Genomic DNA, 19944 nt, shown 5'->3' with positions numbered 1-19944 from the left:
CGCATGCATTTGAGAGTACAACTTATTAGTCTGCTTCTTTTCTCTGCTTTGACTTCTTTTGGCCAAGAGCATAGAAAGGTATTTGGACAAAATAGGGTTCAGTACAAAAGTTACGATTGGTACTACTACAGTACTGACGACTATGATGTTCATTATTACAATTTGGGAGAAGAATATGCAAAGCTTACACTTGATTATCTCGACGAGGAATACGATAAGTTAACAGACCTTTTGGGCTATGCCCCTTTCTCTAAAACCAAAATTTTTCTATACAACTCACCAGTAGATCTGAAACAAAGCAATATCGGCGTGGACGGAGCGACGTTCACCATTGCCGGACAGACGAAATTCGTTAAACTTCAGGTCGAGATTGCCTATCCCGGTAGTATTATAGAGTTCAAAAAGGAGCTTAAATTTAGATTAACCAAAATGCTACTGGACGATATGATGTTTGGAGGTAGTTTGGCTGAAATGTTTCAAAGTGCATATCTCCTTCATTTGCCCGAATGGTTTATCGGTGGAGCTGCTAATTATGCTGCGTATGGATGGAGTGTAGAAATGGACGACTACATGCGTGACTTCCTTATAAAGAAAAAAACCAAGAAGCTTTCGAGACTTGAAGATGTAAGAGCTCAGATGGTAGGGCAATCAGTTTGGAACTACATTGCAATCAAGTATGGTAAGAGCAATCTTTCTAACATACTTAACCTTACTCGTATAATCAGAAATCCTGAGCACAGTATCGCTAGTTCGTTGGGAATCTCATTCAAGCAATTCAAATATGAATGGGCCGAATATTATAGAAATGCCAATGCATCTTTGGATGCGGCATATGATTCTCCAGAAAAAGATAATAAACTTATCGGTAAAACCGGGAAAGTCGCCAAGCTTACCAAAGTTCGTGTAAGTCCTGATGGAAAACACCTTGCCTATGTAAATAACTACAGAGGAAAATACACTGTGAATGTACGGAATTTAGAAACTGGTAATGAAAAAACGGCGCTTCGAGGCGGCTATCATGTTATCAATCAGGAAGTGACTTTAGAGCTTCCAATCATCGAGTGGGTTTCTGAGTCCCAATTGGGTATTGTGCAAAACTGGTACGGAACTAATTACCTGGTGACTTATGATCTACCCACCAGATCGAAGCAACGCAAATCGTTACTTCGTTTCAATCAAATTCAAGGTATAGGCTTCAATGACAATGGAAAACTCGCCGTATTAAGTGCAGATATCCAAGGACAGAACGACCTCTATCTGATTAGTATGAGAAGAAACGCTGTAAAACGGCTGACCAAAGATAAATATGATGATCTCAATCCCAAGTTCATTCCAGGTACAGATGCAATAGTATTTAGCTCCAACCGACCCAGTGATACACTCAACTTAGCACTTGACAACATTAATGATGCCCCCAATGCCTTAAACCTTTTCGCATACGATTTAGATACAACAACTAATGTAGTCTTTCGAATGACCAATACACTAAGCAACGACTACTATCCTGTGCCTGTCGATCGCGAAAATGTATTCTATTTAAGCGATCAAAAAGGTATATACAATCTATACAAATACGATTTTTCTAACGGTATATATAATCAGGTCTCTAATTTCAGAACCAGTCTTCAGGAATACGACATAAATAAACAGACGCATGACTTGGCTTTTTTGATGCTAAACAAAGGAAAATCAAGAATTTACCTTCAGGAAAACTATAATCTGAATCAATCCACGTTTACGCCACCAACACTCAGAAACCAATTGGAACAAGTGGAATTTATTAGAAAAAGAAGGGTTGAAAACGCTGCCAGCGACCTTCCACAAGAAGAGTTTGAATTGGGCGAAGGATTATTCGACATTGAACAAGAAGGTGAAGGTCAAGAAATTGAGCAAGAAGAAGACAGAGATGATGTTTTTATAGATACAGATGACTACAAGTTTGAAGATGATGTAGAAGAAGAAGATTCTGAAGAAGAAGCGTTTTCTTTTCTTACTACCTATCAAAAAATGCAACGAGAGCCAAGCGTGACTGGTCCGCATGAATATGAGACTGCCTTTTCCTCAAATAACGTAATTACCACCTTCAAAATAGATCCTATAAGAGGGTTTGGAATATTGATGGAGTATGAAATGAATGACGTGTTGGAAAACCACAAGTTCTATGGTGGATTTCTCGCCATTACTGATTTAAAATCAGGTGACTTTTTTGCTGAATATAGATTTCTAAAATATACAATTGACCTAATGGCTCGATTTGATAGAAATGTATACTTGGAGGAGCGATTTGATTTCACCGGCGCAACCGATGAAATTATTCAGAAGTACAAGAAAAATACCTTTACACTAGGTGCTTCATTACCCTTAACCGTTGCGACCCGATTCGACATTCAACCCTTCATGACATTCACTCATTTTTACAATCTCAATCCTGATATTCTTGCCGGCAACTATTCATTGCAAAGTGATCCTGCAGTCGAGTCAAAAAACACTTTTGGAGGAATTAAAGCACACTGGGTTTATGATAATACACTAGCCAATGGTCTTAATCTATACGAGGGAAGCAGAGCTAAAATTTCGTTCGAACATTATCAAGGTTTAAATAACAGCGCACTAAGCTTTAGCAACTTCTCAGTAGATCTGAGGCGATACCAAAAAATTTCGAGAGAACTTATCATTGCTGTACGTGGGTATTTTGGCAGATCATTTGGCAAGCACCCAAAAACTTATATGTTGGGGGGGATGGATAACTGGGTCGCCAATCAAAGTGAAAATACTGATCAGGTTGATTCTCCTTTACACTTTAGCAATACCAAGGACAATACAGACATACTCTTCACTGAATTCGTAAACCTACGAGGATTTGATTACAATGAATTCAGCGGATCAAATGTTCTTACCTTCAACGCAGAGCTTCGCTTCCCTATTATCAAATATTTCTCTAGAGGATCTATCAAGTCAAATTTCCTTAGGAATTTGCAATTGATTAGTTTCTATGATGTTGGGTCGGCCTGGACTGGGAAATCGCCCTTCAATGATGATCATGAGGTAAACTCAAGACTCGTTAGAAGAGATGGCTCTCCGTTTGAGGCTGTCATTCGATCATCCAACAACCCTTGGTTAGCCAGTTATGGATTCGGCGTTCGTACGGTCATGCTTGGTTATTACGCTCGGTTTGATTTTGCCAAACCAATGGCGGATTATGAGATTGGTGACCTAAAATTCTACCTGAGCCTTGGGTATGACTTTTAAGTCGTAAACACTACAATTCTTTTTATACTTAGCATAATTGACGATTATTGCAAATGCTTAAATCTATGACCGGGTATGGTTATGCGGCATTCGAAAATGATCAATTGAGTATTGATGTGGAGATTAAATCCTTGAACTCTAAATTTTTGGATATCTCAACCAAATTACCCAAAGAAGTTTCCTTGTACGAAAATGAAATAAAAAAAATCCTTACTGAAAAAATTGTAAGGGGCAAGGTTAATTTTAGTATCGAGATTTCTTTGAAAAATGGAATTGGTAGCGCTGGCAAACTTAATCAAGCTCTTTTTGATCATTATAAAAAGGAATTGCGCACTGCCATAAAACAAGATGAAATGTCTGATGCTGAGATAGCAAAAGAAGTACTACGTTTACCTGATGTTTTTGAGTATTCTGAAACCTCAAATGATCAGATAACACGAGAACTGTTATTCGAGTTGATAGCCCGAGCGCTTGCAGAATGTGAAAAATTTCGAGCTCAAGAAGGAAATGCAGCAGAATCCGCACTTGGCACTTTCGCCAAGAACATCGACGAGAAACTTGCACTAATTAAGCAAAAAGACCCTGATCGAATTGAAGCTATCAAAGTGCGCATAAATGAAAGCCTCTTAGAACTGTCTTCGTCTGACAAAACAGACCCTAATCGCTTTGAACAAGAGCTCATATACTACATAGAGAAATTGGATATTGCTGAAGAAATCATTCGTTTGCAAAATCACATATCCTACTTTCATGAGACACTTGCCGAAAAAGAGTCACAGGGTAAAAAACTTGGATTTATTAGTCAGGAAATGGGCAGAGAGATCAACACAATTGGCTCTAAGGCCAATAATTCTGATATTCAAAAGCTCGTGGTCGATATGAAAGATGAATTGGAGAAGATTAAGGAGCAAGTACTAAATGTTGTATAGTTGCTTCCTGCTTAGAAGATTCGACCTATAAAAAAGAAATATTGAGAGCATAAAAAAAACCGATCAGATATCTGATCGGTTTTTTTATTTCTTTTCTTTCGATATTGCTTAACTCAACTTAAATGTGATAGGCAAAATCATTCTTACTTTCACAGGTCGTCCTCGCTGCTTACCAGGGGTCCACTTTGGAGCATTCTTCAATACTCTTACCGCTTCTTCATCGCATCCAGCTCCGATTCCTTTAATTGCTCTTACTTCAGTAAGATTTCCGGTTTTATCAACTACGAACTGAACGAACACTCTTCCCTCGATACCCATTCTTCTTGCTTGATTTGGGTATTTCATGGTTTTCCCCACATACTTATAGAATGCTGCCATTCCTCCCGGAGGTCCTGGCTGATCTTCTACGATATCAAAAATCTCATCAGCTACTTCCTCTTCAGGAGCCTCATCGAATACGATATCTTCAATTACTGTTTCTTCTGTGATCTCAACATCCAAGTCAACTTCTATCTCTTCTTCTATCTCCTCCTCATCTGGGATTTCGATAATTTTTGGAAGCTCGATCTTTGGTGGAGGTGGAGGTGGTTGCTCGGTTGGAGGAATCTCCATGATATCCTCAAAGTCATCATCCACTTGACCTAAATCAACTAATCCTCCATCATCATAAAATCTCCACTCAAAGGCAGTGATGACTAGTAATAAACTGATAGCAAGGCCGATGTTAAAAAACATCCCTGTTTTTCTCTCAAGAGATATTTTCGGGTCTTTTTTTAGCTCCATGCTTATTTAATTAAAATTTCTTTTCTAATAGCAACTTCAAATATACAAAAGTCCGCTTTATATCTACAGTTATTCATTTTTTTTAATGAAATAAATGCTCAACAGTCCGATAGCCGTCCCTGCGACATCTGCGAGTAAATCCAACCAGTCTGATTGCCGTCCAGGGACATAGGATTGAAGCATTTCGGTTGATCCGGCTAACGCCAACCCAAGCATCAATGGTATCAGAATCCAGCGTTTTGATGCAACAGAAGCAGATACTAAAAAAGAATGTACACAGAAAAGTCCAAAGTGCACTATTTTATCAAAGTGCGGAATTGGAATTTCAAACTGAGAAATCTCGTCTGAAGGGGATAGGGTAGCAAAAAGGATGGCTCCTGTCCACCCTATTGCTAATTTTTTGAATATGGATTTGGAAAGTACTATTTTCCGATCAATTCCTTATATGCGTCTGCCGACAATAAACCATCCTTTTCACTTTCGTCTGACATTTTTATCTTGATCATCCAACCGTCACCATAAGCATCGGAATTCACAATCTCAGGTTCAGACTCTAACTCTTCATTGAATTCTGCAACTTCTCCAGACATGGGCATGAACAAATCAGATACTGTCTTCACAGCTTCGATGGTTCCGAAGAGCTCACCTTTTGCAATGGTTTCACCTTCGGTTTCAATTTCTACATATACAATATCACCCAATTCGCCTTGAGCAAAATCAGTAATACCAACAGTGGCAATATCTCCTTCGATTTTCACCCACTCGTGGTCTTCTGTGTATAGTAAGTTTTCAGGAATATTCATCTTGAATCTCTTTTGTTTAATTTAAGTGAGCCAAAAATACGTCGATTTTCTTAATTCAATTCAGATTCTTATAAGATTATTATATCCGGATATATGCAAAATTTATTGTGCTAGACTGAAGCGCATCTGAATACCAAATGCCGAAGAAGAACGATTGAATTGGCTGGAGACTTTTGGCTGATTAATGTTCTTCTCAAAGTACATAGTGATGTTGAGTTTTTGATTGGCAACATAGCTCAATGTAGGGCGAATTTGGTAATTGATGTTGCCATTCGTCACAGTTTGTACATCGTCAATTTTTCGTTGAACGGTTTTAGTATCCCTTACCGTAAAGGTAAATCTGAATTGAATGTCGTTGTCTATTGTGACCGTCCGTCCTTTTATCTTAAATGGGATTTTCATTTTGCTCTTAGTAAGTCCAAAATCGAAGGCAACATCATTGCTTTTGATCTCGGTTATCTGAGAATTCGACAAATTTAATGAGAGACTTCGTTCCTTTTTGTATTCAATTTTCGACGTTAGCTTGCTTTTTGTTCTAATATTGATGCCGATCAAGGGAGAAAATCGTTCGGTTACATCCACTTGGTTGATTACATAGACGGGTGTCAATGAGCCATTTTCGCCTTCCTGCGAAGCCATTGGATAATCGAGTATGCTGTTGGTCAGTTCAAGCGCCGATTGGTCCGAATAAAGTAAGGAGTTGGTATAATTGGTAATACTGAAGGTGGAAACATAAGCATGAGTCAGGTTAATCGAGGAAAAGACCTCTTTGAGCGCAGGTATCTTGCCGAGTCCGGCGTAGTCGACTCTCCAGTTAGGTAATGGTGTTTTAGGAAAAGGCGTGAGTTTCACTGTCCCAGCATTCTGTCCTGTATAGGCAGCTATAAATGCCGGAATCAATACGTCTTGCGAATTGATGCCATATTCCCCATTTGAATTGATTAAATTCAAGCGACTTCGGATGATGTCTCGATTTGCGACAAATTTTTCGAAGGTCGATGAAATATTCTCTCCATTGTCTTTTGCAAATGCCGTTTTGATTGGCAAAAAAGTAACAGTGTAACTTCCTGATCTAGAGGGAGTAAGTGATCTAAATTCGTTGGCAATTGTATCATACCTGTATATTTCCTGATACGCACTCATTTCTGATCGTTTCGCATCCAACTGTATTTTGAGATCTTTGAAAGGTTCGACACTGGCCCGGACACTAAAATCATTAGAAAGGCTCTGAACGAATGGTGTCGTTAACCTTCCGTTTTCCACGAGCCATCCACTCTCCGCAGCCTTGAATCGAATGTTGGGATCCTGACTACCAAATAAAAAGGCCGCTCCTGGGGCATCAAAATCACTATCCATTCCAAAAAGATAGGGCACCGGAACAAATCCAGGTAGCTTCGTTGCCTCTCGCTGACCGAGTGTGATGTTAATGGACCGAAGTGACATTAACAAGCGCATAAAACCCTTGACCCCTTTCCCTCCACCAGATGACCGAGTTGTGTCCACCTTGGCAGGAGTTCTCGATCGAGTCGAGCTACTTCTGGAGCGCGAAGGTGTATTGATTGATTTTAAATATTTCGATTTGTTATACAATTTTACCAGGTCAAATTTCCCATTTAAATCTCTGGTTCGATTATTTTCAACCAAATTACCAAATTCCTCAACCTGACCAATATTACCTCCTGTCCAGCTGTAATTAACATTATAGCGATAATCTGCACTTACCCAGTCCGTAATAGGAATTTTATCAAGTGGTAGTCGATAATTAGCGCCAAGGCTCTGATCGAACCGTTTCATTCTACCCAGTTTTTTGATGTTGGTCCATATAGAATCTCTTTTAGCTTGGGTATCAATATCTCCTTCAGGTTCATCAATGATCGCATTAGCCGTAGCATTATAATTCAGACTCAAACTTTTAAATATGCTCCACCGCAGATTATACGTGCGGTTGAATGTAAAGTATTTTTCGTAGTTAGGATCAATTCCATCAGTAGTCAAATCAGCATTCCTTAATTGTCTTTTTCTAAAGACTCGATTCATAGAAGCGCGAACTGAAAAATTGTTCGGCAAAGGAGACAAGTTTATATCTTTAATCAGCTTCAGGTAAGGGCTGGACATTGACTCAACATTTTTGAACGGTTCAATCGATGGTGGCTGTGGGCTATAATTATACGAGACATTCCCATCGTATTCCTTTCTAAAATCCTTTTCAGTATTAACGTTACTTGACTTTTGTTCGGAATAGGCGTAGCTGAAAGAGAAGTTTTCTATGTCATAAATATGACTTTTAGCATCGGGTTTTACCTTCTCTTTATGTACGTCGATGAAATTGATGCTTTTATTGACCGTTTGTGAGATAACTTTCTCTTTGTATTCCTCGCGTTCACTCTGATCGTCAAATTTCAAAATAGAAGCTTCAAGCGGGATATCAGGATCAAGCGGGTCATACTTCGGTGTTTGTCTGGATTTAGAGTAGCTAACAAACATCGGAATTTTGATTCCAGTATTCCACGGTATCAACTTATCAATGTTCATGTTCATTGACAAGTCATAATCGATGGACTGCTCCCTGGTTCGTTGGGAGATATTATCCTGAATGCCACCGAATCCAACGCTAGTGTACCGTGTTGCTGCATTTATGGTGGCAAAATCGGCCAGTTTTAAGCTCACTCGTGCATTCGCAGCCCAACCCTTCTCATCATCATAATCTGTCACACGCATTTCATTGGCCCAAATACATAAAGAGTGTGGCTCCGCACTATCTTCTGATTTTGGATTCCTAATACCAATCATCATCGTAGTGATATTATTCAGTTTTGGATTTCCAACTATCGTCAACCCATACTTGCCATCTGATGACTGCCTTTTGAATTCATCCTCTACGTTGACATCACTGCCATTTCTTGCAGCCTTTACCCCATACAGTTCATTGAGTGCGATGTTTATTTCATTTGCCTCAGGCCAAATATCGGTATCTGAATAGGGTGCGGCATCGTTATAGGTTACCTCAAGTGGTACCTCTATTTCATAGTAGTTGGATGTTTGATCCAATCCCAATCTGATAAAACCGGTCATCTCACCGTGATCGACAAAATCGTCTCCATTCAGTTCAGCATGAAAAAACATTTTAATTCTACCATAATTGACCAGGTCTTGCGATACCTCTTTATATACTGCTCTTGCATCTCCATCTTCCAAATTTTCAACACAGATTTTGAGTGATTGTTCGTTCACTTGGCGGGAAATAGTTGTCGTATTGTCCCGATCCCGTGAGATACCGGGTGGCAGGACATACGGCGGTTTACCATCTGATGGCAAACTATTTTCTTCAATATTGACTACTGACACTTCGAAATCAGAAGTTCCAGTTTCAGGTAGTACATCAAACCCCTTGTCCTTGAGGTTTTCGACAGACTTTCTCCATTGACTAGCCACCAGTTGAAATTTGGCCATTCGAAGTACAACAGGCTGACGCCAGCCAGTCATATACATTCTGATAAAGCGATTTGATTCTTCTGAATAATCACCAACGGTTCTAGTGGGCTGATTGATTGGAATCCTAAAGAGGTACCAAGTCGCCTCTCCTGTGGCATCCACTACCTTGTCCACAATATTATGTTTTCCAACCTCCAAGTCATTGAAATTCAAATCAACTTCGAATTCTCGGTAAGCGTCGAGTGTGTTGATATAATTATCGTCGTTCAGATCTTCGTTTTCAGGAGTGTTAGTAGCCGATGCTGTAAAGTTTCCCGACCCCGCGCCAATTGGAGAATTCCCTTCTATTCCATTGAATTTCTTGTATCGCTCCAGAACTTTAGCATTGGCTTGGTCATAGTTATCGCTCAGGAAATACTCAAAATCGTCAGCAGCCACGTCGTCCCTGGTTCTTTGTTGTCCAGCTGCGTTCATACCGTCCAAGCCTATCATCGAACCAAATAGTTGTAGTTCTTCTTCGGATTTTATTCCGTCGAGCCCCACGTCCTGATTGGGTCTTGCAGAAGCCGAATTGTCAAAGAATTCGGTTAGATATTGATTGGTTGTCACTCGGCCGTAATTCGTCGGTTCTGTGTTTTCCAGACTGCCATCAGGTGGCAAGCCATTTTCAAACTCGTGCTTTCCTTCTTGTAAAAGGTTTTCAGATACATCGCCAAGGTTAAATATCAATTTACCTCCGGTAGTATTGTTGGTATTCTTAATTCCATCTTGCACCACACCTCTCTCCCCTTGAATAAATGGATCCATCATCCAGAATTCGATATACTCCATATTGTTTTGACGAAAATTGACCTCTCCACTAATCGGGCGAGTAATAGCGCCAAAATTATTTTGAGCCTGATCATTTGTAAACAAGCCGTCTTGCCCAATCGTTGGATTGTAGTTATAGGGCCCTCTTTCATTTGGGTAATAGGCTATATCAAATACTGGCAAATTGGTATTGACCACTTGTCGGTCTTGCTGTTTGTATATTTCCTGAGGTAAGACAGCACGCACATAGTGATTTTCCATGTCGTCATCGGTGATGTTATCAGGCTTATTACCTCCGCTTAGATAAAATGCGGAACGATCAACGATGTACCAGGCCATTCTGGCTCTTCTATAATTATCTCCAAGTAGACTGGAACCATCCAAAAAACTTGATGGTGTAGAACCCAATTTCCATGGCAGGTGACCACCTCCTATGTTGTATGGAGTTACCGCACTCTCAAAGTCGTCTATATATGAGGCACTTTCTCCATTTACTTTGTTAGACGTACCTGGAAGCAATTGAGCAAATTCTCCATTGAAAGTTACAGTTGATTTTTCTTTGGTACTAAGTAGTGGCAAGGCATCAACCATCTTAGTGAGAATGCGTGATTCATCCTGGAAGTTTACATCAAAACCATATTTAGTATTTTTTATTGGCTCGTTCCCTGCGGTATATCTACTCACTCCACCAGGTCTCTCGCTTAAATGAAATACGGTTGCTCCTACATTTATATTATCGGTGAAACGATAGTCAAATCGTGCTCCCGTCAGCCACCTGGACCGAAAGCTAAACAGGTCGTCTACTTCATAAGAAATATTGATTTGTTTGCCAGAGGCTATAATTCCTTGGTTGAGGATGGTTACCGTCCCACCGGTATTATAATTGACTTGATAATCTACTCCTTCTGCAAGCAACTGACTCCCGGCTGTTACTTTTACGGACCCCTTTGCAATATTGAAGGCATTCAAAGGATATACCCCTGCTGCGCTTGAAGAGTAGGTGCCATTGATAAAGAATTTGTTCTTAGCAATGTTCTGTTGTGCATCAATTTTGGAGACGTCATAGAGCTCCTGAAAAACATATTGATCCTTGAGGCGCTGCTCATTACTTTCAAACTTGGATTCGAGTGTAGTACCGAATGGCTCCAGTACAGGAAAAATAACGTACCCATTGTCGGTGTCGAAGGTAACCTCTGGGATAAAGTCGAACTTTCCATCTTTTTGGTTGTCCCCGTTCACATTCAATTGATCTAAGGCTAATAACTCAATCAAGGGGACATTGTTGGTATTTGCTCCTTCATTCAAGTTCGGTGAGTCATAGTTTTTAGTATCATCCCGATAGTTGATTCTTAGCTCAAAACCTTCTTCGTTAATCCTTGGTGAATTAAGAGAATAGACATTTTTCATCATCAAATCCCAAGTATTAATGTCAGTGTTGATGCGGCCTGGACGAAGCATTTTCAGCAAAATGAGGTCATCGTCGGGGCGACCTGAATAGGACTCTGATAATTCTCCAACCACAAAAGGTCCTTGGCCATTATAGGTATATTCATAAGCCACAGCGAGAACTTCATCGTTTTGCAACTTACGTTGCAAGCTGATATACCCTAGTTTTGGGTGCCATTTGAATTCTCTTGCATCGAGTTTTCTAGCCGTAGGACGCACTTCGAATTCTGCACCAATCTCGAGACCATATCCGGCCAGAACACTTTCAACCGTAGCTGTATTTCTTACAGCGTCATCGTTACTTATCGTATTCCACAAAAGGTTTGCATCATTGTCTGCTTCGTTACCTGCAATTTGATTGTCCCATGTAGAATTTTGAAGTACATCATTTTCTCCTAAATCAGTAAAAGCGACAAAGTTTCTGACGTTGGCAGTCTCATTATTGGTATTCACTACGTACACTTCAACACGGGTTATGTTAACACCTGAAGTAACCTGTGGTATATCTCTTAACCAGGTTTGGTAATTGTCTCTGAAAAAATGTCCAAGAAAAAAGTGCCTTCGTTCGTCATAGTCTGCCGCTCTCAGACTAAAGGGTTGTCCTTCTGCACCAAACTGGAACGATTTGCTCTGCGACTTGCCTTGTTGCCTCGAGGCCAGGGCTGTTACATAGAGTTTTCCGAATTGCAATTGAGTTTTAATCCCGAACAAACTTTGTCCTCCTGTCATCAATGAGTTGGACACATCCATACTGACGTTGCCAATTTCAATCTTCTTGATGATATCTTCTTCATATCCGGTGTATTCAACTTTCATGTTGTTTTGAAAGTCGAAGGAATTGTTGTTGTCAAAGTTCGCGGTGATGGCCAACTTTTCCCCAACCTTTCCCACCACATTCATAGAAATTTGCTGATTGTAGTTAAAGCCTCCATTACGCTGCTGATTGATTGGAATGGCTGGGTTTTCTATGCGTTGCCAGCGACCTCCAAAGTCTAGATTGACAAAACCATTGGGTTCAATGTCTACATAGCTTCCACCAAAAATCCGATCGAATACCGGGCTGATGTACAGCTTCGGAATCAATCGTCTCCCACTTACGGCACTTTCTCCATCCAATCCTGAAGATCTGCTCTGCCAGTATTCTTTTTTCATCTCAGCATCTTGGTACCGATTGAACTCTTCGAAAGTCATGGTTGATCGTGGACGATAATTGAGTGCACCAACTCTTTCATAAATGGTATAATTCATACCTGTGTCAATCTCCAAATCCAATTGCATAGAAGCAGGGTCTTCGAGTAAGAGGGGAGACGGGCTTTGGGTATTTGAAAATGGATCACCGAATCGATCCTGCTGTCTAAAAGTAGGGCGATAGGAAGGTTCATATTTTGGGATGATCACAGAATCAGCAGCTACGGTATCAACCGGCGTTTGAGCTTGTTGCAAGCGAAAGGACGCAAAAGCCTGCGGCATTCCCGTGAGGAGAATGAGAAGTAGGATAGGTGTTATGTGGAATTTGATCGCTGTCAAACTCTGTTGCTGCTGATTCAGGCCCTTTTGAGCGCTAATTTAATTAATTCCTCCAGACTCATTTGCTCCGCGGTTTCGTTCATAATTTTATCTATTGTTTTTTCTGCTGCTACTTTATTTATTCCCAATGTTGTTAGTGCGGATAACGCCTCTGACTTAAGTGTATTGCCTGAAGACAATGATATCACCGGCAGTTGTCCTTCGAGCTCTTCCTTACTCATTTTATCTTTGAGCTCAAGAATAATCCGCTGAGCCGTTTTCTGACCGATTCCCTTTACTCCGCTGATTGTTTTCACATCTCCATTGATGATAGCTGAATGAATTTCCTCTGGTGACAATGAGGATAAAATCATCAGGCCAGTTGAGGGGCCAACACCCGAGATCGATATCAGCTGCAAAAATCTTTTTCGCTCAGACTCCTCAAAAAAACCGTACAAGGTATGTGCATCTTCCTTCACATGAAGATGCGTATGAATTTTACATTCATTCAGATTTTTTATCTGAGAAAAAGTATTGAGGGTAATTTTTACATGGTAGCCAATTCCCCCCACGTCAACCAAGACATAAGTGGGGTCCTTTTCCGCTAGTTTTCCATCAAGGTATGCAATCATTTATTTCTTCTTATTGGCTGTGGCCTGTGCATCTACCACAGCAATAGCAGCCATATTGTAAATTTCTCTAACAGAACTCCCAGTTTGCAATACGTGCACAGGTTTTTTCATGCCCATTAGAATTGGACCAATTGCTTCGCTTGCTCCGATCTCCATTAATAACTTGTAGGCAATATTTCCGGACGACAAATTAGGGAAAATTAATGTGTTAACCTGATGACCTGCCAAATCACTGAACGGATAGTTTTTTTTCAACAACTTTTTGTTCATCGCGAAATTCGCTTGAATGTCACCGTCGATAATCATCTCTGGCCATTTTTCCTTTGCTATCTGAACGGCCTTGGCTGTTTTTGTGGGTACATCTCCTTTGGCAGAACCAAAGTTAGAATAGGAAAGCATAGCCATTTTTGGTTCGAACCCAAAAAACTTTACCGCCCTGTGGGTCAATTCAATAATGTTGACAAGTCCTTCAACATCAGGATTTACGTTTACGGTGGTATCGGCTAGGAAGAAGGTCCCTTTTTTGTTTCTGACTATGTACATACCGGCTACACGGTTCAACCCTTCTTCTACCCCTATGATTTGTAATGCTGGCCTAATCGTATTTGGGTAGTCACTGTTCAGACCGGAAATAAGAGCGTCCGCTTCACCGGTCTCTACCATCATTGCTCCATAGTAATTTCGATCGAGCATCTGATGACGGCCCTCTTGTACCGTGGCGCCTTTTCTTTTTCTCTTTTCAAAATGGATTTTGGCAAAAGACTCCACTTTTTCTGTTTGATAGAATGGGTCGATAATCTGGCAATCCAGGTCGAGTTCCAATTCTTCAATCAAACGATTGATTTTTTTCTCATTGCCCAATAGAATTGGGATTCCAACTCCTTCATCAGCAATAAGTTGAGCTGCCTTCAAAATCTTTTCCTCATCCGCTTCTGAGAAAACAATTCGTTTGGGGTTCTTTTTGGCTGCAGAAATGATTCTGGAAATGATACGCTTTTCGGCCCCTACTCTTTCTTCAAGCTCAATTTTGTACTCTTCCCAATTGTCTATACTAGCCTTGGCAACGCCGGAATCCATTGCGGCTTTTGCCACTGCAGATGAAACGTTCGCGATTAATCTTGGGTCTAACGGTTTTGGAATCAAATAATCCTTACCAAACTTAATTAACTTTTCACCATAAGCCTTGGATACAATCTCAGGAACAGGCTGCTTTGTCAGTTCTGCGAGAGCCTTAACAGCCGCCAATTTCATTTCTTCGTTGATAGATGTAGCCCTCACATCTAGTGCACCTCTGAAAATGTAAGGGAATCCCAGTACGTTATTCACTTGATTAGGATGATCAGAGCGACCTGTGGCCATTACAATATCGTCACGTGTGTCCATCGCCAGATCATAAGCAATCTCGGGGTCAGGATTGGCAAGCGCGAAAACAATCGGTTGATCAGCCATAGATAACAAATCTTTCGGCGTTAAGACATTTCCGGTAGAAAGGCCCAAAAACATATCTGCATCAGACACGGCTTCGGGCAAAGTTGAAATATCACGATCAGTAGCATACTGGGCCTTCATTGCATCAAGGTTTTCACGATCCTTTCGAATCACACCTTTGCTATCAAGCATTACAATATTTGCTCTTGTGGCACCCATTTTCACATAAAGATCCGTGCATGCAATAGCAGCTCCCCCAGCACCGTTGACTACGATTTTGAGTTCTTTTATTTTTTTCCCTACTACCTCGAGAGCATTGAGCAATGCTGCACTCGAAATAATAGCCGTACCATGCTGATCATCATGCATAACCGGAATGTTCATTTGCTCACGAAGTGCTCCCTCAACCTTGAAGCTTTCCGGAGCTTTAATGTCTTCCAGATTGATGCCACCGAAAGTGGGCTCCAGGGATTTGACAATTTTTATAAATTCATCAGGGTCTTCTTCTTCGATCTCAATGTCAAATACATCGATGCCGGCAAATTTTTTAAAGAGCACACCTTTACCCTCCATTACAGGTTTTGACGCTTCAGGTCCAATATTTCCCAAACCTAAAACAGCAGTGCCGTTTGAGATTACACCTACAAGGTTTCCTTTGGCAGTATATTTATAGACTTTCTCTTTGTCTTCAGCAATTTCAAGACAGGGTTCGGCAACTCCTGGAGAATAGGCGAGGGCTAAATCATGTTGAGTGGCCAATGGCTTGGTCGGAGTAACCTCAATTTTGCCGGGGGTTGGCTCTGAATGGAAATCTAGTGCGTCTTTTTTTCTTATTTTAAAACTCATATAGAATTTGTGGATTATTATGTTACTGGTTTTTGGGCATAGGGGGTATGCCGAAACGGCAAAAACCAAGTTTCAAAATTGGGCAAATTCTATGAGAAATTGGGTAGGAATAGGCAATACTTTGAATCCAATCTAAGCGGTTCAAGGTTTAGCCAAAGTAACTATTTAGCATTTAGCAAATCCTCCCCTGATCTGAAGGTATTTACGATGACCTCCATCTCCTGCATAAATTCTCGTTTGTCTTTTGAAGGAGCATATACATAACCCTCCAGGTAGTAGAGTCTCTTTTGAGATTCATCGACAAATACATAACTCACGAAAGGCCCACCACCAGAGATATCACTAAGTTTCCACAATCCCCTGGTCTCTTTGGCGTACCTACCTTTAAAGTTGACCTCCCTGATATTCCTATTTTCGTTTTGTAGCGTCATATAAATCTCAGGTTTTTGAATATCACGCATATAAGACGAAGTGACTTCTTCTCGGAATGCCATCACATCATCAAACGGCTCTCTTGAATTGAAAGGTCTGTAGTGTACGAAAATATTTTTTTCATATTCTGGGTCCAACAATCTAATCCAAATAAAGTCTCGCTGATTTTTTGCTAAATCATATCCATAGGGTACCTGAATATCGAAACCATGGGTTTCTCTTAAAGTTTTTTCTATCTGCTTTTCTCTAACCTTAAAGATCGCCTTGTTGATTCGCTGGTTTTCTATATTCAAAAAATAATTTCGCAATAAATCCTTGTCTCTTTTTAGGTGTGCGATGAGTTGCCTCTCTGTTTGGCCAAATAAATGTACAATTTCCTGACCCCGTGCAAATTGATTCTTCTGAGTCAATCTGTAAAGTGAAGTGTCTTTCTGTATTTTCTCTAATGAAGAGGTGGTGAAGTAATTCTGCATCGCTCTACTTTGTGCACCGTTGTTATCTATGGTACTTACAAAAATCATAGATTTTGCCGTTTTAAGTATGTTGTTCATCTTGAGGGGATTGATATTTCTAAGTTTGAAATACGGCTCATCTTGAGGCAATCCGGGAACATAATCTGAAAAAATATCTCGCAATGCTTCTCCTAGCGGACCATTCCATTGCGTTGTATCCATTACCGCCAGCACAGCATTAGCTTCACCTCGAGCAACTGGCAAATGTGACTTACTGCTATCGCCATTTTGTTCTGACCCGCAGCTTACTGCAATAGTTAAGGTCAATGCAAAGAGCAAACCCTTAAGGTTTTGTAATGTCCGTTTCATTTTAATTTTTTTATAAGAATCCAGGTTCTTGCTAAAGTCACATATTAATTAACAACTTTTGACCTGGTTTGATATTTGAAGATGTGAGGTTGTTTAGTTTTTTGATCTTTTCGATACTCAAGTCTTCGTAAAGTTTAGAGATACTCCAAAGTGACTCTCCAGATTTCACAAGATGATAGGTTCCTCCGGTAACTACTGGAACCGGCCTAGGTACGTTTTTTACCACATACCTTTCTTTAGTTTTTGATGAGTAATGTGGTAAAGTCCAAATATTGAGTCGCTGACCTACCCGAATCATATGGCTTCTTAAATTATTCCATCTTTTTAGATCGGATACTCGCACATGATATCTCTGTGCAATTGTCCCTAACACATCGCCGCTCCTTACCCGATAAACTTGTCTAGTGCGGCCATAGGTACTACCAGGCGAGTTTCTTGCTAGATATTCGAGCTCCTTTCGGCCTACCTTGCTAGCTGAATCCAAAATAGTACTTCGGTTTGATCTGACTTCCTCTGCAAGATCGGCTGGAATTCGTAGCGCAAAATTTGAAGTTCCATCGGGAGTTGCACCTCTTATCAAATGTGGGTTAAGTAAGATCAGATCGTCTACGCAAAGATTGACCTGAGAGGCAAATGTTTCCATATGCATGTAACCATTCACGTGAACCGTATCATGTTCAATCTGGTAATTCTGTTCAATCTCATCGAGGTTAAAATTGTGTTCGTCCAAATAATTGAGCGTATAGATCATGGCAACAAACTGCGGAACATAGGAGCGGGTTTCTCTTGGCAAGTACCTGTAAATTTCCCAGAAGGTCTTTTTGTAGCCAGATCGTCTGATTGCTTTTCGAACGTTTCCCGGACCGGTATTGTATGCTGCCAGGGCCAGCTCCCAATCTCCGAACATGTTGTATAGTGATTTCAAATAACGACAAGCCGCATCGGTGGCTTCCCAGGGATCCATTCGCTCATCTATATACCAAGATTGACTAAGGCCAAAAGACCGACCCGTCGCTGGCATAAATTGCCACAACCCAGCGGCTCCTACTCTGGACATCGCATTCGGCCGTAAACCCGACTCCACAATTGAGAGGTATTTTAACTCATCAGGCATCCCCCTTTTTGCTAAAGCTTTTTCGAAAATAGGAAAGAAGAGTTGCTGATTTGCAAGGACAGATTTAGTGTACTCGCGGTCTCGAATGGTAAAATAATCTATGAATGACTTGATTCTGGCATTAAACTCTAATGGTATATTTCCCTCAACACACTTGAGCCTATCCTCCATCAGCTCATAATGAACTTCCGGGAACTGATCCAAGGTATAATCCTTTTGCGCAATGGCCTGAAAAGTGGCAAGAAGCCCTAATAAGATGAAAAATCGCTTAACCATAAATTATTTAGCAAGTACCTGGTCGACCAAATACTTCGAAAAAGATAACAGTTTTTCTTCTTCAAAAGTATTAGCAATTACTTGAATTCCAATAGGCATACCATTTTTGTCCGTCCCGTTAGGTAAAGATATCGCCGGAAGTCCTGCTAGTGAGGCCTGTACGGTGAATATATCCTCAAGATACATTTCCAAAGGATCGCGGTTGTGGCTATTCAATTCAAACGCTGTAGTAGGTGCAGTCGGAAGAATAATAAAGTCATGATTCTCAAATATGCTATGAGTCTCTTCCTTTATGAGTCTTCTTACTTTTTGCGCTTTAGTGAAATAGGCATCGTAGAATCCTTCGCTTAAAACGTAAGTCCCAAGCAATATTCTCTTCTTGACCTCTATTCCAAAGCCTTCAGAGCGCGTTTTTTTATACATAGACTCAAGATCATGGGCGTTCTCGCTTCTATATCCGAAGCGCACACCATCATATCTCGATAGGTTGGTACTAGCTTCTGCGGTGGTTAAGATATAATAGGTGGGTAGTACGTAATCCAAGTATTCAAATCCAAGGTGGTCTAAGCTGTGACCTTGTTCTTGAAGGCTCTTATAGGTTTGTTCGGTAGCTGATCTTACTTCTTCATGTAGCCCTTCATGCTTCAAAATATTGTCGAAACAAACTACTTTCGCTTTGCCTTCCCAGCTTACATGATTTGAGTACACCGGTACTTTAGTCTGTGAAACAGTGGTATCATATTCGTCAGGGCCAGCCATAATTTCTAAGGTAATGGCTGTATCTTCTACGGACCGCGCTAAAATGCCAACGCTGTCAAACGAGCTTGCGTAGGCAGACAAACCATGCCTGGAAATTCTGCCATAATTTGGCTTCAGGCCAATTATACCACAATAAGCCGCAGGTTGGCGTACGGACCCGCCTGTATCGGAACCAATAGAAACCAGGCACATATTGGATTGAACAGCGACTGCAGATCCTCCAGAGGATCCTCCGGGTACTTTGTTTTCGCCAGCTGCATTGATCGCCGGGCCAAAAATCGAATTCTCATTGGATGAACCCATAGCAAACTCGTCGCAGTTATTTCTACCAATAAGGATAGCATCTTCGTCCAACAATCGCTGAACACAGGTGGCTGTAAACTGAGACTCGAATCCCTCCAGAATTTTACTTCCACACTGAAGTGCATGTCCTGTATGACAGTAGACATCTTTTATGGTAAAAACCATGCCTGCTAATCTGCCTGCTGTTCCATTATCTATTTTGGCTTGTACCTTTTTTGCCTTAGCCAAGGCGTCTCTCTCATAGACAGCGGTGAGCGCATTGAGATGCTTGTACTTGTGGATATTGGAAAGGTAGTAATTCACTAACCCAACACAATCTATAGCTCCCGAATCAATGTCTGATTGGATTCGAGACAGTGAATCGTATGTGCTCAA

At 40.7% G+C, this 19944-nt stretch carries 11 protein-coding genes; 2 read left to right on the top strand and 9 right to left on the bottom strand.

The features are described 5' to 3' along the window. The first annotated feature begins 3 nt into the window (after positions 1-3). Both ABJD64_RS18555 and ABJD64_RS18550 read left to right on the top strand, forming a co-directional pair. Entirely contained in the window at positions 4-3249 is a 3246-nt protein-coding gene (locus ABJD64_RS18555; protein WP_348180759.1) for a translocation protein TolB, read from the top strand. Positions 3250-3314: 65 nt separating this feature from the next. Next, complete coding sequence (locus ABJD64_RS18550) at positions 3315-4178, top strand: YicC/YloC family endoribonuclease (RefSeq protein WP_348180760.1); 864 nt, start codon at positions 3315-3317, stop codon at positions 4176-4178. A 108-nt stretch (positions 4179-4286) separates the two neighbouring features. On the opposite strand, the gene ABJD64_RS18545 is transcribed toward ABJD64_RS18550, so the two are convergent. The 9 genes from ABJD64_RS18545 to gatA form a co-directional block, all read right to left on the bottom strand. Next, positions 4287-4961 carry an energy transducer TonB gene (locus ABJD64_RS18545; RefSeq protein WP_348180761.1) on the bottom strand — a complete coding sequence of 225 codons (675 nt, stop codon included), beginning with the start codon at positions 4959-4961 and terminating at the stop codon, positions 4287-4289. A gap of 69 nt (positions 4962-5030) precedes the next feature. Then, on the bottom strand, positions 5031-5333 hold the full coding sequence (locus ABJD64_RS18540; protein ID WP_348195919.1) for a VanZ family protein: 303 nt from the start codon (positions 5331-5333) through the stop codon (positions 5031-5033). A gap of 50 nt (positions 5334-5383) precedes the next feature. Further along, positions 5384-5764, bottom strand: coding sequence for a glycine cleavage system protein GcvH (gene gcvH, locus ABJD64_RS18535; RefSeq protein ID WP_348180762.1), 381 nt, complete (start codon positions 5762-5764; stop codon positions 5384-5386). A 102-nt stretch (positions 5765-5866) separates the two neighbouring features. Then, positions 5867-12979: a cell surface protein SprA gene (gene sprA / locus ABJD64_RS18530; RefSeq protein ID WP_348180763.1), complete on the bottom strand. Its 7113-nt coding sequence runs from the start codon at positions 12977-12979 to the stop codon at positions 5867-5869. 17 nt (positions 12980-12996) lie between these two features. Beyond that, complete coding sequence (gene ruvA / locus ABJD64_RS18525) at positions 12997-13590, bottom strand: Holliday junction branch migration protein RuvA (protein ID WP_348180764.1); 594 nt, start codon at positions 13588-13590, stop codon at positions 12997-12999. Then, entirely contained in the window at positions 13591-15864 is a 2274-nt protein-coding gene (locus ABJD64_RS18520; protein ID WP_348180765.1) for an NADP-dependent malic enzyme, read from the bottom strand. A 161-nt stretch (positions 15865-16025) separates the two neighbouring features. Further along, positions 16026-17117 carry a DUF4837 family protein gene (locus ABJD64_RS18515; protein ID WP_348180766.1) on the bottom strand — a complete coding sequence of 364 codons (1092 nt, stop codon included), beginning with the start codon at positions 17115-17117 and terminating at the stop codon, positions 16026-16028. 37 nt (positions 17118-17154) lie between these two features. After that, a complete protein-coding gene (locus ABJD64_RS18510; protein ID WP_348180767.1) occupies positions 17155-18507 on the bottom strand; it encodes a LysM peptidoglycan-binding domain-containing protein in 1353 nt (450 codons plus the stop codon). Positions 18508-18510: 3 nt separating this feature from the next. Next, positions 18511-19944: an Asp-tRNA(Asn)/Glu-tRNA(Gln) amidotransferase subunit GatA gene (gene gatA, locus ABJD64_RS18505; protein ID WP_348180768.1), complete on the bottom strand. Its 1434-nt coding sequence runs from the start codon at positions 19942-19944 to the stop codon at positions 18511-18513.

The sequence above is a fragment of the Reichenbachiella sp. genome (assembly GCF_039944555.1).
Lineage (GTDB): Bacteria > Bacteroidota > Bacteroidia > Cytophagales > Cyclobacteriaceae > Reichenbachiella.
Note: the sequence above shows the minus strand (reverse complement) of the source record. Positions and strands in the feature narration are given on the sequence as shown.

Excerpts from the sequence above, each read along its gene's own strand:
- ABJD64_RS18550 (WP_348180760.1), top strand. The coding sequence starts at position 3,315 with ATGACCGGGTATGGTTATGCGGCATTCGAAAATGATCAATTGAGTATT.
- ruvA (WP_348180764.1), bottom strand. The coding sequence starts at position 13,590 with ATGATTGCATACCTTGATGGAAAACTAGCGGAAAAGGACCCCACTTAT.
- ABJD64_RS18555 (WP_348180759.1), top strand. The coding sequence starts at position 4 with ATGCATTTGAGAGTACAACTTATTAGTCTGCTTCTTTTCTCTGCTTTG.
- gcvH (WP_348180762.1), bottom strand. The coding sequence starts at position 5,764 with ATGAATATTCCTGAAAACTTACTATACACAGAAGACCACGAGTGGGTG.
- ABJD64_RS18545 (WP_348180761.1), bottom strand. The coding sequence starts at position 4,961 with ATGGAGCTAAAAAAAGACCCGAAAATATCTCTTGAGAGAAAAACAGGG.
- ABJD64_RS18520 (WP_348180765.1), bottom strand. The coding sequence starts at position 15,864 with ATGAGTTTTAAAATAAGAAAAAAAGACGCACTAGATTTCCATTCAGAG.
- ABJD64_RS18510 (WP_348180767.1), bottom strand. The coding sequence starts at position 18,507 with ATGGTTAAGCGATTTTTCATCTTATTAGGGCTTCTTGCCACTTTTCAG.
- ABJD64_RS18515 (WP_348180766.1), bottom strand. The coding sequence starts at position 17,117 with ATGAAACGGACATTACAAAACCTTAAGGGTTTGCTCTTTGCATTGACC.